The sequence below is a fragment of the Helicobacter sp. T3_23-1059 genome (genome assembly GCF_053654515.1).
The window spans coordinates 20,355-34,396 of sequence record NZ_JBSIUV010000003.1 but is presented as its reverse complement, the minus strand read 5'-3'; the positions used below and the strand labels follow the sequence as shown (position 1 = coordinate 34,396).

Sequence of the window (14,042 nt, the reverse complement as noted above, 5' to 3'; positions counted from 1 at the left end):
CCCCTTATTTTCAGTTAATTTTGTATCGTGTATTTTTATGTCAAAAGCACAAAACACGACGCATTATAACAAAAAAAAAAAAAACGATTTGCGCTAGAAATCGATAGATTTTTGAGTGGATTTTGTTTTGCTCGTTTTGCAAAAAAGACTAAAAAACGCTAGATATTTCTGCGCTTTTTGATTTTGAAGTGAAAGATATGTGTCTCATCATTTAGCGTGATTTTTAGCTCTAAGATTCCGTTTTTGTTTATGCCTTTTTTGGCGATAGCCACAAAGCCACCTTGTGCTTTAGTGTTTGGCTTTAGGGTTGATTCTCTTAGGTAATTCATCAAAAATACTTTCAATGCCCCGCGCTTTTCTTGCATATAGGCAATCGAGCTAGGACTTTGGCTAAAAAATGGACTCATCATCGGCGGGTAAAATAAAAATCCTTGATAGCCGTAGTAATACAGAGGCGAGATATTGTAGAAATTGTTTTGCTGGACACTTGGCGTGGGGGTTGGGATATTGTATTGCTGCAAAATGTCGATGAAATTTAGCTCGCTATTTTTTAGCCTATCGTAATGATAGACTCTAAGTGCCTTGCCCTCGAAATTTGCGCTTATGTCATCTGTGCTAAAAATGAGTGCCTTGCCACTAAGCAATTCCGCGCTGATATACACGACTACTACGCCATCTTGCAAATCTTTTTGGGCAAATTCTGCTTGGACTTTGGAGTGGGGTTTGGCAGAGTGCAAAACCTGCACGCCTTTGATGAAAGTCGCTTCATTTTTGGGCGTGATAAAGTAGCTAGCACACCCACTAAACACGGTCGCTAACGCAATCACAAACATACAACACGCAAGATTTTTGCTACTAGAAAAAAGAGATGGCATAGATTTTCCTTAAATAGTAAAGATTTGCAAAATATATATCTACAAAGTAAATATAACCACAATTTTAGGCATTTATTTTGTGGATTTTGGCAGATATTTTGGGTGGGGGTGGAAATGGTTTTTTGGTGGATTTTGTAAGTTTTGGGTTGGTTAAGTAGATTTTGCAAAAAGGGTATTTGATAGATTTTAGGTATTTTAGATTTTGTCCAAAATGTGGATTTTGTAAGGATTTTATAAGTTTTTTTTAAAAAAGGCTAAAACATACAAAAACGCTAAAAAAAACCAAAATCTAGCGTGTAAAATCAAATAAAATCCACACGCTAGATTCTAGGCATTTAAGCGCGTTTGCTAAACGGTTTTAATTCGCGTTTAATTCTTAGGCATTTGCCTTTTTTGAGCCTTGCTCTACGCTTACCATTTTTCTACGCAAATACGCGATTTTGCTTTGCAATGGCAAGTTTTTGGGGCAGGTATCGTGGCAAGCGATAAGGCTCATACAGCCAAATACTCCATCATCATCGCCTACGATTTCATACCATTCCTCATCGGTGCGTTTGTCGTGAGAATCTATCATAAAGCGCACGATTCTATTCATACCCGCGCCACCGATAAAATCATCGCGCATTATCTTTGTCGCACAGCTAGCGATACAGCACCCACACTCGATACATCTATCAAGCTCAAACACTTCATCAGCTTCTTTTGGCTCGATAGGTTTTTCTAGCTTGGAAATATCAACTTCCTCATTGGTATGCACCCAGCTCTCCACGCGCTTTGTCATACCAGCAAACCATTCGCCTGTATTGACACTCAAATCTTTGATAAGTCTAAACGCAGGCAATGGCATAAGCGTAATCACGCCATCAGGGAAATCTTTTGTCAGTGTGCGACAAGCAAGTCTTGGGCGTCCATTTATCATCATAGAGCAGCTTCCGCAAATCCCCGCACGACACACGAAGTCAAAACTCAAATCAGGGTCTTGCTTCTCGCGTATCATATTTAGCACGATAAAAATCGTCATAGAGTCGGTTTCTTCGATTTTATACTCGGCAAAATGTGGCTTAGACACCGCGCTTTTGGGGTCAAATTTTAGTGCGCGAATGGTTAGGGTTCGTCCTTTTTGTTGTGTGCTCATTACTTATCTCCTAGTCGTTGGTTTCTAGCCTTGTATTTTGGCTGCAAGTTAAAATCCATTAACGCTTCTTGTAGCTCGTATCTATCGCCACCTTTAGCTTGGATTTCGGCAGTGATTTTATCGATTTGCTCTTGGCGTTTGGCTGATAGAGGATTTTCGATAATCATACCTTTTGCACCATATCCACGGAATCCGGGCGCAATCTCCATTTTCATAATGTCAAGCTCCTCATAGGTTACCGTAGGCATTGTTTGTGTGGGGTCTTCCCAGCTTGTGAGTGTTCGTTTTAGCCATTTTTCATCATCGCGTTTTGGGAAGTCTTCGCGTGTATGCGCCCCTCTAGATTCTGTCCTATCAAGCGCACCTTTTGCTACACAAAGTGCTAGTTTTAGCATTTTTGGTGTGCGATATGCGTCCTCTAGCTCGGGGTTGTTGTGTAGCTTTTTATTGGAGATACCGATATTTTTAGCTCGTTTATATAGCTCCTCTAGTCGCGTTACCGCATCTGCTAGTCCTTTGCCATCGCGGAAAATCCCCACATCTTCTTCCATTATCTCTTTCATAGCGTTTTTAATCGTATAGACATTTTCATTGCCACTATTATTGACAAGAGATTCTAGGTATGCTTGCTCTTTTTGGACAAATTTTTCAAGCACAGAAGTGTGGATATTTGCTTGAGATTCTACGCAGTGTTGCGCGAAATAATCCCCGATAATCATACCTGCTACCACCGCTTCACTTACAGAGTTTCCACCGAGTCGGTTAAACCCGTGCATATCCCAGCACGCCGCTTCGCCTGCAGCAAAAAGCCCTTTTAGGTAAGTTTCGCCTTTGTAGTTGGTGCGGATACCACCCATTGAGTAGTGCTGCATAGGTTTGACAGGTGCCCATTTTTCTGCGGGGTCAAGCCCTGCAAATACTTCACAGATTTCTTGGACATCGCGCAGATTTCGCTCGATATGCTCTCTACCCAAAATCGTAATATCAAGCCACAAATGGTCGCCATAAGGAGATTTTACGCCCTTGCCCTCGCGGATTCGCTGAATCATTCTGCGTGAAACAACATCTCGGCTTGCAAGTTCTTTTTTCTCAGGCTCATAATCAGGCATAAAGCGATAACCATCGACATCACGCAAAATCCCACCATCGCCGCGACAACCTTCTGTCAATAAGATTCCGCTTGGGAAAAGTGGGGTGGGGTGGAATTGCACCGCCTCCATATTTCCTAACTTTGCCACACCTGTTTCAAGCGCGATAGCAAGCCCTATGCCTTCGCAGATTACGGCGTTGGTAGTGTTTTTGTAGATTCTGCCATATCCACCTGTGGCGATTAGCGTGCCTTTTGATACATACGCGATTAGCTCGCCATTTTCCAAATCCCGCACCACAGCCCCATAGCATACGCCATCTTGATGGATAAGAGCGATTGCTTCTTTTCTGTCTTGTATGTCTGCGCCGTGTTTGTAGGCTTCATTTGCTACGGCATACAGCATAGAATGCCCTGTGGCATCCGAAGTGTAGCAAGTGCGCCATTTTTTTGTCCCACCAAAATCGCGTGAGTGGATATATCCGTGCCTAAAATCCTCTTCAGTAATGGTTGTTTTTTGGGCATTGATAACCGCTGTCCTATCGCCTTTTTGGATTCTAGTCCAAGCAACACCCCAAGAGGCAAGTTCTCTAATCGCCTTTGGTGCGGTGGTTACAAACATTCTAGCGACATCTTGATCACAACCCCAATCGCTACCTTTGACCGTATCTGCAAAGTGCAAGTCTTCATTATCGCCATCGCTCATTTTTGAGTTACCTAGACTTGCTTGCATACCGCCTTGCGCAGCAGCGGAGTGGCTACGGCGCACAGGCACGAGAGATAGGACAATCGTGCTAAGCCCTTTTTGTCTAGCAGCTACTGCTGCGCGAAGCCCTGCTAAGCCTCCGCCGATGATTAACGCGTCTGAATATACTACTTTCATCTTACTCTCCTCTTCCTTGTGTTTGTTCGTCTATGACTCTATAATCGTGTATGCTTTTATGCGCGTCTAAATCTAACCCAATTTTGACATAAGCTGCATAGGAGCATAGCCCAAGCACGATAAAAAACACAGACATTGCCCATTTGATACTTCGTAATGTCTTTAGTCCTAGCCCTTCAAACCAACCCCATTTGATACATAGTCGATATAGCCCGATAGAGCCGTGTAGCTCGACTGCAAAAAGTAGGAAAATATAAAGTAGCCAGAAGTTTTGTTGCACAAAGCGGAATGAAGAAGTAAGTGGTCCTATGTTTTCAGGTTGAGTGAGATTGACAAATAGATGTGGCATAGCAAGGAAAAACATCGCAAATCCTGTGCAAGCCTGTATCGCCCACAATGTAGTGTCGCCGTGATTCATAAGGTTTTTGTGTGTTTTTAGCTTGATGAATTGGCGGTAATTGATAGGAAATTTTCTCATCGCTAAAAATGCGTGTGCTACAAACGCCACAATCACAATAGCCGCTATAAATGCCACGATTTCGGGTTTGCCTGCTTCACCAAAAATGAAACTCCCCTCAAACATTTTGGTGATAAAAAACATCGCTTCTTTGCTAATAAGTATGCTAGATACAAAAAACAAATGAGCAATCATAAACAGCCCCAAAAACAGCCCTGTGGCACTTTGCCACCAGTCTAGCCTTGCGGGCATTCTGCTTTTTTTGCGCTCTGTGGTAACGCCCGTATAGCTTTCGATAATCCTTTCGTCTCGCATATTCTCTCCTTTCACTAAGACTTAGAATCTAAAGGCACAAAATCTCGCCCCAAAAACACCCACAACACACGGAATCTAGGAATCAAAATCTACAAATCTCATAAAATCGCTTATGCGGTATTTTTAAGAAATCTAGCGTGTCAAATCCTAAAAACCAAGTAGAGTAGCATTCTCAAAAACGATGCCAAAATTATAATATAAATCAATAACAATTTATCAAAAAATTGGGAATTTTGCGAAAAATTTGTTAATAATTTGTGAAGTTTATGTGCATTTATTGTGCGTTTGTGATACTAGATGAAAGTATGGAATATATCGATTAAATATCGGTGTATAAGTTGTTTTATGCGAATTTGTAGAAAAAATGATTTGCAAATATGGGCAAAATTTGCGAATAAAATCTTGTTGATTTTGCTAGTTTTGCCTAAAATCAAAATAATAGCAAATATGGCAAATACAAACGCTAAATTTTATATTTGAAAATATGTAGTTTTGTGTCATTTTGGCGATGGTTTTGATAGAAAAAATATGAAAGCGCAGATTTTGTGAATGGATTTTGTGTTTTTATAGTGGATTTTATGTTTTTTGCTTTTTTTTGCTTAAAGTAGATTTTGTGAGTATAGGCGGTAAAAACTCCTCTTTAGATACCTACGGCACAGGCAAAATCTAAGTGCTCTGCTGTGTTTCCACCCTGAAGCGTTGCCTAGAATCCACCTTGCATAGGTCTAAAAAGGAGCGGGGGGATTTTAGCCAAAATCTACTTAAAAATGCTTTAATTATATTGAATAAAACTTTGCACATGTTTGGATTATTTATGGTGGCGAGCATTTGGCAACTACTTATCTTTGATAATCTAAAGGTAAGAAAAACAGCTTTTTCATCAAAAAAGGCATATTAAATCCAAAAAGCCCACATTTGTTTGTGGCTTACGCAGGCTTTTATTGCTAGATTGCTTTTTTGATTTTGCAAAGGTATTTTAAGCGATAAGTAGAGGGAGGGGATACAACAGCTTAACAGCTAGCCTTTTGGGCGTTGTAGGGGGTTACGCTTAAAAGATTGCGCGATTTTAAGTAAAGAAAATATTGCGTAGAGAAAATGCTAAAAGTGCGTAAATAACGGGATTGTGTCAATTTAGTATTTATTGAAAAGAAAAGAAAAAATCTGCGCAGTCTCACACGCAGAAAAAGAAAAGATTTTAATGAGGTTTTTAGCGCAATGCGCAAAAATGGCAAAGCCTTGCGATATTTTTAACAGCGCGGACAAAAGCCCGCGCAAAAATATCGCGCTACTTCAAAAAAGTAAATGCAAGTAAAATTAACAAAAAAAAGGGTTTTTACGATAAAAGATAAGGGTTACAAAGCTATAAAATGGATTTTAAGGGGTATGTGTAAGATTTTTTAAGGCTAGAATAGCCCTAGCCTTAAAAAAAATGTGTAAGGACAAAAACAGACTTAACAATGCAATGAGAAAAATTATTTTTTACACTTTTGCAAACAGGGGCAGTATTGACATTCATCTTCTGGTGTAACAACAACACCAACAGTATTGCACTGACAAACTTCATTATTCTCAATCTTTTCAGCCAAATCCTCACAAGCATTAAAGCTAAAAACAACAAGACACAAAATAAATAAGCGAGCTAACTTCATAGTAAATCCTTTGCAAGAAATTTAATAAACCAAAGTATTGCAAAAAAAAAAAAAAACAATTTGTGAATAAAAATTGCAAAATTTTTGAAAACGCACCCTCGCGACCTGTTTAATTATTAGTTCATATATATGTATGGTATGTGAATAAGTCCTCAAAATATCGATATGTAGGGCATTTGAAACGGTGTTAAAGGCTAGACTAATATTGATTCCTCTTAAAATAGCATTTAAGATAAAAGCGTATAATGCCATTTGCATAAGCAAAATCCTAAAAAAAGCAAGGAAACACGAATGAAAATCGCCATAATATGTGAATCTGAGCTTCTCCAAAAAAGCCTAGAGCCATATCTAAAAGACTATCAAAGCTCGCTAGAAAAATGCGATTTTGTGCTTTCGGACTATCAGGCTTGCGATATGAAGCCCGTGTGTTTGGTAGGCAATTTTAGCGGAGCGCATATCAAAAAGCCATTTACCCCAGAGACGCTAAAAGCAAACTTGCGGATTTTTTATGAGCGATATTGCAAAGCCGAACCAATCACAAAACTTAGCCCAAAAGATGCAAAAACATTTGCCAAAATAGACACACTTATCCAAGAAACCCTAAATGACTTCCGCCAAAAACTCTATGAAATCCTATCCCAAAAATAGCACACGAATAAACAAAAACACCTCTCATCAAAAATCTAAAAGAGAATCAAAAGAAAACAAAACACTTCGTGTAGTGGGTGGCAAATACAAAGGATTAAAGCTATATGCCCCATCTAGCGCACGCCCTAGCAAATCGATATTAAAAGAATCTTGTTTTAATATTTTGGGAAATTCTATTATCGGGACGCAGTTTATCGAGGCATTTAGTGGTAGCGGGAGTATGGGCATAGAAGCGTTAAGTCGGGGTGCAAAAAAAGCAATTTTTTTTGAGCAAGACAAAGAGGCATTAGAGGTGTTGCGAAAAAATCTAGCACTTTTAGAGAGGCATAAAGATTCTAGCTTGCAAACATATTCTAGCTCGTCAAAATCTATCCAAAATCTAGCCACAAAAAATAGCGAAAAAACACCACAAACAAGCAATCAAAATCTATATCAAATCATAGAGGGCAATAGCCTGCAAAATCTACCGCCATTTTTATCGACTTTAGAGCATTTGGCAAAATCTAATATTTTATACATTGACCCGCCATTTTTTATAAGGCAAAATTATGCCGATATTTATGAAAAATGCGCTAATATTATCGCTCACATTCACTCCTCCGCATTGCAGCTTATCATACTAGAGCATAGTAGTTTGTATTCGTTTGAGGAGTGCTTAGGGGAGTTTTTTAAGATAAAGCAAAGGGCATTTGGCAAAAGCACGATTACTTTTTTTGCCCCACATTTAAAAACGCTTACATAAAATCTAAAAAGCAAAGGAGAAACAATGACAGAAGAAGAAAACAGCCAACAAGGAGAGGCAAAAGGCGGAAATAAGATGATGCTTTTTATCATCTTAGGTGCGGTGCTACTTCTCATCATCATAGGCATCGTAGTGATAATGCTAATGAGTGGCGGACACGAGGAAGAGGAAGTCGAAGAGGGAGCAAAAAAACAGCCCGCTAAGCAAGAAAAATCCATCAAAAGAAATGCAAATCTTAGCAGTGAAAGCGCGGTATTTCTAAACCCCGGACCCATTTTTCCAATCGTTGGGCAACCATTTCTTATCAATCTCGCTGGGCAAGGACGCACAGCGTTTTTGCAAGTAAGCGTATCTCTCGTTCTAAGCGATGCTAAGCTCCAAGCCGAAGTGGAGCGCAAACTAGACATCATCAAAGCCACAATCATAGAAGTCCTAAGCACAAAAAGCCCTGAAGAGCTAAACACCACAAAAGGCAAAAATCGCGCATTAAATGAGCTAAAAGATAGGTTTAATGAATACCTAATGGATGGCGAAGTAAGCGCGGTGCTTTTTACCAACTATATTATTCAAGTTGGATAAGTTTGGTTTAGATTTTGCGTATTTTTGTGCTTTTTGAAAATCAACATTTAGATTTTGTAATATTTGCAAAATGTATGTAGCCTAGCAATGCAAAACAAAAAAAAGCACAAAAAACATAGCAAAATCGCTATCTTAAAGCACGCAGATAAAAAAACAAAAAATAGTATAGCCACAGATTTTGGCAAGTTTAGCGGGATTAGCATAGGCGTGGATATAGTCCAAATCGTGCGCATAGAAAAAATCTTAGCAAAGCATAAAGACGCATTTTTGAAGCGATTTTTGCGCAAAAGTGAGATAGGATTGCTAGAAAAAAAAGGCTTTGCATTTGCGAGTGTGGCGGGGTTTTTTGCTAGCAAAGAAGCGTGTAGCAAAGCACTTGGAGTAGGCATAAGCAAAAATCTAACATTCAAAGATATGATTCTCTCATACTCAAGCACAAAAGCCCCCCAAATCGCCCTATCCAAACGCGCAAAAAAAATTTTTGGCGATAAAATATTTGCATTAAGCATAAGCCACGATGGCGGTTTTGCTATCGCTGTGGTGTGCGCGTATAGCCTTTAGACAAAATCCAACATTAAATCCATCAAATCCATTTCAAAATCTTAAAAACACTCTTGCTAGATTTTTCACTACAAAACTACATTTACAATTCGTTTTTTTTTTTTTTTTGTAGGATTGCTTTTTTTAAAATTTTTTGGCTCAAGACAACTTAAGCGGATTATTTTTTATCAATTTTAGTAAGATTTTATACAAATCTTGCTGTTTAATTTGAGTATTATACCTAAATTCTGTTTCTTTTAAGTGAAGCAAGAAATTCTCTTTTTTGATTCCTTTAAATTTGCTTAATCTATGTTTAGCATATCCCCAAAAATTTTCGATTCCATTTATGTGATTTCTACCTAACGCAAACTCATTTTTTGAGTGTTTGACACGATAATGTGCTTTTGCGCCGAAATCCACTAATCCATCATAAGCCCCCCAATAATCACTATAAAATTCTGTCTCATTTATATTGCTTAAATCTCGTATTATAGGCAAAAGCTCATCTGCAGAGCAATGTTTTACAATTTGAGTATAAACACAATTATTTCGTTTTAGCATACCAAATACGGGTGTTTTTTTACCTGCTCCTCTGCCTCTTTTGCCTCTTACTCTTTTAGCAACCAAAATCTATATTAAAAGGTTGCTTTCATCAACTTCAATTTCACCTTGCATTTTAGAAGTTTTCTCACATTCTTTGGCGATTAAAATGCGGATTTGATTGATGATTTTATTGACACTTTGACGAGAAATTTTGCTTAATTTTGCAATTTTAGCAGCCTCAATATCAAGACAAAAAAGTTTAAGAATCTCTCTTGTTTTTGCCTCTGAAATTCTTGAACGAATGATATACTTGTTTTTCATCGCTGACATCATAACTTAAGACTCCTTTATTTTGTCTTAAGTTGTCTTGAGCCAATTTTTTAAAATGCGCTTCGCACTTCAATGCAACACAAACAAAATTCTTAACAAAAAGGAATATGACAATGGCAAACTACGCACACCAATTAAGTCCGCATTTAGTGAGAAAGTTTTTGGATTATGCAAAATGTGCGGATTGCAGTTATAGCGATTCAAAACACAAAACCATAGATTTTCAAAATCGCTTCAAAATTTTAGCTTACCAGCCAGACACCGTTAATGGATTTTCAGCCACATTATTTAAAGATACTTTTAATCAAAATCAAAAGATTTTAGCTATTTGTGGGACAGAAGGCTACATAAAAGATATAGCAGCAGATACAAAAATGTCTATGGGCGAAGTGCCGATACAATGCTATGAATTAGCGCGATTTTATGAAGAAACAATCAAACGGCAAATAGGCGATAAAAAATTGATTGTTGTAGGACATTCTCTTGGTGGCTATTTGGCGCAGGCTTTTTGCTTTATGTATCCTAGCGCGGTAAAAGAATGCTATACATACAATTCCCCCGGATTATTGAGAGATATTACAAAAATGATGATAAACATAATTTCATATACAAATTTTGTTACAAAAATGATAAAAATAGTTCCTGAGCTTTTGGAAAGTAAGACAGAGCATTTGCGTAAATACGAAAGCGTCATAGAAAAACTAAGGCTCAATTTAACTTAAGCGGTTGATTTCTTATCATTTTTAGCAAGATTTTATACAAATCTTGCTGTCTAATTTGAGTATTATACCTAAATTCTGTTTCTTTTAAAAGAAGCAAAAAATTCTCTTTTTTGATTCCTTTAAATTTGCTTAATCTATGTTTTGCATAACCCCTTCTATTTATAGTTGCGAGTGAAACGAAGCAAAAACATTCTCAATGCCATTTATGTGGTTTTTGCCTTTTGCAAACTCATTTTTAGAATGTTTAATGCGATAATGTGCTTTTGCACCGAAATCCACCAATCCATCATACGCTACCCAACAATCGCTATAAAATTCTGTCTTGCTAATGTCGCTTAAATCCCTTATTATAGGCAAAAGATCATCTGCCAAGCAATGTTTGACAATTTGTGTATAGACACAATTATTTTTTTTAGCATACCGAAAACAAAAGTTTTCTTACCCGCTCCTCGCCATATTTTGCCACGAACTCGCCTAGCTCCCTCTGCTTGCAGTTGCGAGTGAAACGAAGCAAAGAAATAACTCTCATCAATCTCTATTTCACCATTTAATGTAGAGATTTTTTCGCATTCTTTGGCAATTAAAATGCGGATTTGCTTAAAGATTTTGCATAAAGTTTGCTCTGATATTTGAGTAATTTTTGCAATTTTTGAGGCTTCAATATCGAAGCAAAAATACTTCAAAATTTCTCTAAATTTCTTTTCAGAAATTCGGGAACGAATGATATACTTGTTTTTCATCGTGTGAATCATAACTTAAAGATCCTTTGTTTGAGCTTAAGTTTAAGAGAGCCAAACTCAAATACGACAATCCCGCTTTTATTTAGTAATTTTTAGAAAATCAAATATGATAAAACAAGAGACAAAAGAAGTAAAATCACAAGAAAAACGAATCAAAAAAGAAGTAAAAAAAAGAAAATCTAGGTTTTTGTTAGGGATTGTAACCCTGCGGGAGAACCTAGAAACTCCCTTGTTTTAGTCGCTTGCTAATCTCTCTTATGCTACAAATATCGCATTTATGGATATTTAGATATGTCAAATCCTCTACAACGCCCTTAAATTCGATATTTTCTCGTAGCCTATTTTAGCATAAGAGAATTTAACAAGCGACTAAAACCAAAAGAGGCGTAATCATAGCACCTTCGCCATTTTAGCATAAGAGAATTTAACAAGCGACTAAAACACAAGAATTAGCCAAAAATACTTACTTTTAAATTTTAGCATAAGAGAATTTAACAAGCGACTAAAACCAGGTTCGGCTCAACACGAACCCGCTGAACATTTTAGCATAAGAGAATTTAACAAGCGACTAAAACGCGTTTTTTATACCAATCTGCCTGCGCTGCATTTTAGCATAAGAGAATTTAACAAGCGACTAAAACCTGATTTAGCAAATGCTGGCGGTATGCAAGATTTTAGCATAAGAGAATTTAACAAGCGACTAAAACTAAGATATTAGATACATTTAAAACAGATAAATTTTAGCATAAGAGAATTTAACAAGCGACTAAAACAATCACTTGCAAGATATATTTACCGACTTGATTTTAGCATAAGAGAATTTAACAAGCGACTAAAACGAAAGCCATATATAAAATTCTCTAAGAAATGATTTTAGCATAAGAGAATTTAACAAGCGACTAAAACAACACAACTAAGAGTTTTCTTTCACTAAAAATTTTAGCATAAGAGAATTTAACAAGCGACTAAAACTTCATCAGGTCTTTCTATTTCACCCAGTAGATTTTAGCATAAGAGAATTTAACAAGCGACTAAAACTCTTGCACTATCTTTTCTCATAGCACACCTATTTTAGCATAAGAGAATTTAACAAGCGACTAAAACCGATTCCCCCACAATCAAGAACAAGTGATTATTTTAGCATAAGAGAATTTAACAAGCGACTAAAACCAGGTTCGGCTCAACACGAACCCGCTGAACATTTTAGCATAAGAGAATTTAACAAGCGACTAAAACCACAGAAGTGAACTTAAGATGCCACAAACCATTTTAGCATAAGAGAATTTAACAAGCGACTAAAACGGAATGTTGTTTGTAGTTGTTTGTGTGCGAATTTTAGCATAAGAGAATTTAACAAGCGACTAAAACGCTAAAAGATAGCGATAACTGGACTTACGAATTTTAGCATAAGAGAATTTAACAAGCGACTAAAACGTGTAGTAGGTTTTTCTGTATTTTTGTATGATTTTAGCATAAGAGAATTTAACAAGCGACTAAAACCGATTCCCCCACAATCAAGAACAAGTGATTATTTTAGCATAAGAGAATTTAACAAGCGACTAAAACCTGGCTCGGCTCAACATGAAGCTGCTGAAATTTTAGCATAAGAGAATTTAACAAGCGACTAAAACCCTATCTCGAGTGCTACATACCTTTCGTCAATTTTAGCATAAGAGAATTTAACAAGCGACTAAAACCGGGTTCTGCTCAACACGAACCCGCTGAACATTTTAGCATAAGAGAATTTAACAAGCGACTAAAACTCTTTGTTCTTTTAAATCTTTATTCTTATGATTTTAGCATAAGAGAATTTAACAAGCGACTAAAACGTCTTATGTGGCAAAGCCACGCGTTACTAAATTTTAGCATAAGAGAATTTAACAAGCGACTAAAACTTTGAAACGCCGCGCACAAAATACCCATTTATTTTAGCATAAGAGAATTTAACAAGCGACTAAAACAGCAAAGTCATCAGGTGTTGAAGTAACTTTATTTTAGCATAAGAGAATTTAACAAGCGACTAAAACGTCATGGTGTCGGTGGAATTTCTGATAGAGATTTTAGCATAAGAGAATTTAACAAGCGACTAAAACCGCTAGAGAGCGGACTTGATGCGAGCGACAATTTTAGCATAAGAGAATTTAACAAGCGACTAAAACAAGGTAGTGGTATTGGTGTTTCTAATTCTATTTTAGCATAAGAGAATTTAACAAGCGACTAAAACCGCATTGGTTATCGTTTATAAGCTCGCGTAATTTTAGCATAAGAGAATTTAACAAGCGACTAAAACAGAGATATATAAAACACTATGTGATTATGAATTTTAGCATAAGAGAATTTAACAAGCGACTAAAACGGCAAAAGCTGAACAAATTTCAAAGGAACAATTTTAGCATAAGAGAATTTAACAAGCGACTAAAACCGCGATATGTATGATTTCGCTAAAAAGAATATTTTAGCATAAGAGAATTTAACAAGCGACTAAAACTTAATATCTCTTTTTTGATGTGCGGGGATAATTTTAGCATAAGAGAATTTAACAAGCGACTAAAACCGCTTTGTTTCGCTTTTAATAAGATTTCATATTTTAGCATAAGAGAATTTAACAAGCGACTAAAACCCCCCGCTCGCAATTATATCTAAATTGCGTATTTTAGCATAAGAGAATTTAACAAGCGACTAAAACCCCCCGCTCGCAATTATATCTAAATTGCGTATTTTAGCATAAGAGAATTTAACAAGCGACTAAAACTTAGAATGTATAACATAATCTTTAATGAGCATTTTAGCATAAGAG

At 36.9% G+C, this 14,042-nt stretch carries 10 protein-coding genes, 1 other RNA gene, 2 pseudogenes and 1 CRISPR repeat array (1 of these 14 only partly in view); of the genes and pseudogenes, 5 read left to right on the top strand and 8 right to left on the bottom strand.

What is annotated here, in order from left to right:
• Positions 1-158 precede the first annotated feature (158 nt).
• The 6 genes from ACWIX0_RS01400 to ACWIX0_RS01375 form a co-directional block, all read right to left on the bottom strand.
• Positions 159-875, bottom strand: a complete 717-nt coding sequence (locus ACWIX0_RS01400; protein WP_454171296.1) for a hypothetical protein — start codon at positions 873-875, stop codon at positions 159-161.
• Between the two features lie 376 nt (positions 876-1,251).
• Positions 1,252-2,010, bottom strand: a complete 759-nt coding sequence (locus ACWIX0_RS01395; protein ID WP_454171294.1) for a fumarate reductase iron-sulfur subunit — start codon at positions 2,008-2,010, stop codon at positions 1,252-1,254.
• The gene (locus ACWIX0_RS01390; protein WP_454171293.1) at positions 2,010-3,980 is read right to left on the bottom strand and encodes a fumarate reductase flavoprotein subunit; all 1,971 of its coding nucleotides are present in this window, start codon (positions 3,978-3,980) and stop codon (positions 2,010-2,012) included. The genes ACWIX0_RS01395 and ACWIX0_RS01390 overlap by 1 nt, the downstream gene beginning before the upstream one ends.
• A gap of 1 nt (position 3,981) precedes the next feature.
• Positions 3,982-4,752, bottom strand: a complete 771-nt coding sequence (locus ACWIX0_RS01385; protein ID WP_454171291.1) for a fumarate reductase cytochrome b subunit — start codon at positions 4,750-4,752, stop codon at positions 3,982-3,984.
• A 634-nt stretch (positions 4,753-5,386) separates the two neighbouring features.
• An RNA gene (gene ffs, locus ACWIX0_RS01380) (signal recognition particle sRNA small type) lies at positions 5,387-5,484 on the bottom strand.
• 740 nt (positions 5,485-6,224) lie between these two features.
• Positions 6,225-6,401, bottom strand: a complete 177-nt coding sequence (locus tag ACWIX0_RS01375) for a hypothetical protein (protein ID WP_454171290.1) — start codon at positions 6,399-6,401, stop codon at positions 6,225-6,227.
• A gap of 291 nt (positions 6,402-6,692) precedes the next feature.
• Here ACWIX0_RS01375 and ACWIX0_RS01370 point away from each other — a divergent pair, with 291 nt between their 5' ends.
• The 4 genes from ACWIX0_RS01370 (at position 6,693) to acpS (ending at position 8,931) form a co-directional block, all read left to right on the top strand.
• Positions 6,693-7,049: a hypothetical protein gene (locus tag ACWIX0_RS01370; protein ID WP_454171288.1), complete on the top strand. Its 357-nt coding sequence runs from the start codon at positions 6,693-6,695 to the stop codon at positions 7,047-7,049.
• The gene (locus ACWIX0_RS01365) at positions 7,006-7,791 is read left to right on the top strand and encodes an RsmD family RNA methyltransferase (protein WP_454171286.1); all 786 of its coding nucleotides are present in this window, start codon (positions 7,006-7,008) and stop codon (positions 7,789-7,791) included. Before ACWIX0_RS01370 ends, ACWIX0_RS01365 begins: the two co-directional genes overlap by 44 nt.
• A gap of 24 nt (positions 7,792-7,815) precedes the next feature.
• Positions 7,816-8,370 (top strand): flagellar basal body-associated FliL family protein, encoded by a 555-nt coding sequence (locus tag ACWIX0_RS01360; RefSeq protein WP_454171284.1) that lies wholly within the window; start codon positions 7,816-7,818, stop codon positions 8,368-8,370.
• A 201-nt stretch (positions 8,371-8,571) separates the two neighbouring features.
• On the top strand, positions 8,572-8,931 hold the full coding sequence (gene acpS, locus ACWIX0_RS01355) for a holo-ACP synthase (RefSeq protein WP_454171435.1): 360 nt from the start codon (positions 8,572-8,574) through the stop codon (positions 8,929-8,931).
• 138 nt (positions 8,932-9,069) lie between these two features.
• Here acpS and ACWIX0_RS01350 read toward each other — a convergent pair.
• A pseudogene (locus ACWIX0_RS01350) lies at positions 9,070-9,786 on the bottom strand (IS1595 family transposase).
• 110 nt (positions 9,787-9,896) lie between these two features.
• Between ACWIX0_RS01350 and ACWIX0_RS01345 the strand changes: the two are divergent.
• Positions 9,897-10,505 (top strand): alpha/beta fold hydrolase, encoded by a 609-nt coding sequence (locus tag ACWIX0_RS01345; RefSeq protein ID WP_454171282.1) that lies wholly within the window; start codon positions 9,897-9,899, stop codon positions 10,503-10,505.
• On the opposite strand, the pseudogene ACWIX0_RS01340 reads toward ACWIX0_RS01345, so the two are convergent.
• Positions 10,492-11,257, bottom strand: a pseudogene (locus ACWIX0_RS01340) (IS1595 family transposase). The gene ACWIX0_RS01345 and the pseudogene ACWIX0_RS01340 overlap by 14 nt on opposite strands.
• Before the next feature lie 328 nt (positions 11,258-11,585).
• Positions 11,586-14,042: a CRISPR direct-repeat array (repeat unit 36 nt; unit sequence ATTTTAGCATAAGAGAATTTAACAAGCGACTAAAAC); it runs 549 nt beyond the window's last position.

Coding starts and splice junctions, on each gene's coding strand:
- ACWIX0_RS01400 (WP_454171296.1), bottom strand. CDS start 875: ATGCCATCTCTTTTTTCTAGTAGCAAAAATCTTGCGTGTTGTATGTTT.
- ACWIX0_RS01395 (WP_454171294.1), bottom strand. CDS start 2,010: ATGAGCACACAACAAAAAGGACGAACCCTAACCATTCGCGCACTAAAA.
- ACWIX0_RS01390 (WP_454171293.1), bottom strand. CDS start 3,980: ATGAAAGTAGTATATTCAGACGCGTTAATCATCGGCGGAGGCTTAGCA.
- ACWIX0_RS01385 (WP_454171291.1), bottom strand. CDS start 4,752: ATGCGAGACGAAAGGATTATCGAAAGCTATACGGGCGTTACCACAGAG.
- ACWIX0_RS01375 (WP_454171290.1), bottom strand. CDS start 6,401: ATGAAGTTAGCTCGCTTATTTATTTTGTGTCTTGTTGTTTTTAGCTTT.
- ACWIX0_RS01370 (WP_454171288.1), top strand. CDS start 6,693: ATGAAAATCGCCATAATATGTGAATCTGAGCTTCTCCAAAAAAGCCTA.
- ACWIX0_RS01365 (WP_454171286.1), top strand. CDS start 7,006: ATGACTTCCGCCAAAAACTCTATGAAATCCTATCCCAAAAATAGCACA.
- ACWIX0_RS01360 (WP_454171284.1), top strand. CDS start 7,816: ATGACAGAAGAAGAAAACAGCCAACAAGGAGAGGCAAAAGGCGGAAAT.
- ACWIX0_RS01345 (WP_454171282.1), top strand. CDS start 9,897: ATGGCAAACTACGCACACCAATTAAGTCCGCATTTAGTGAGAAAGTTT.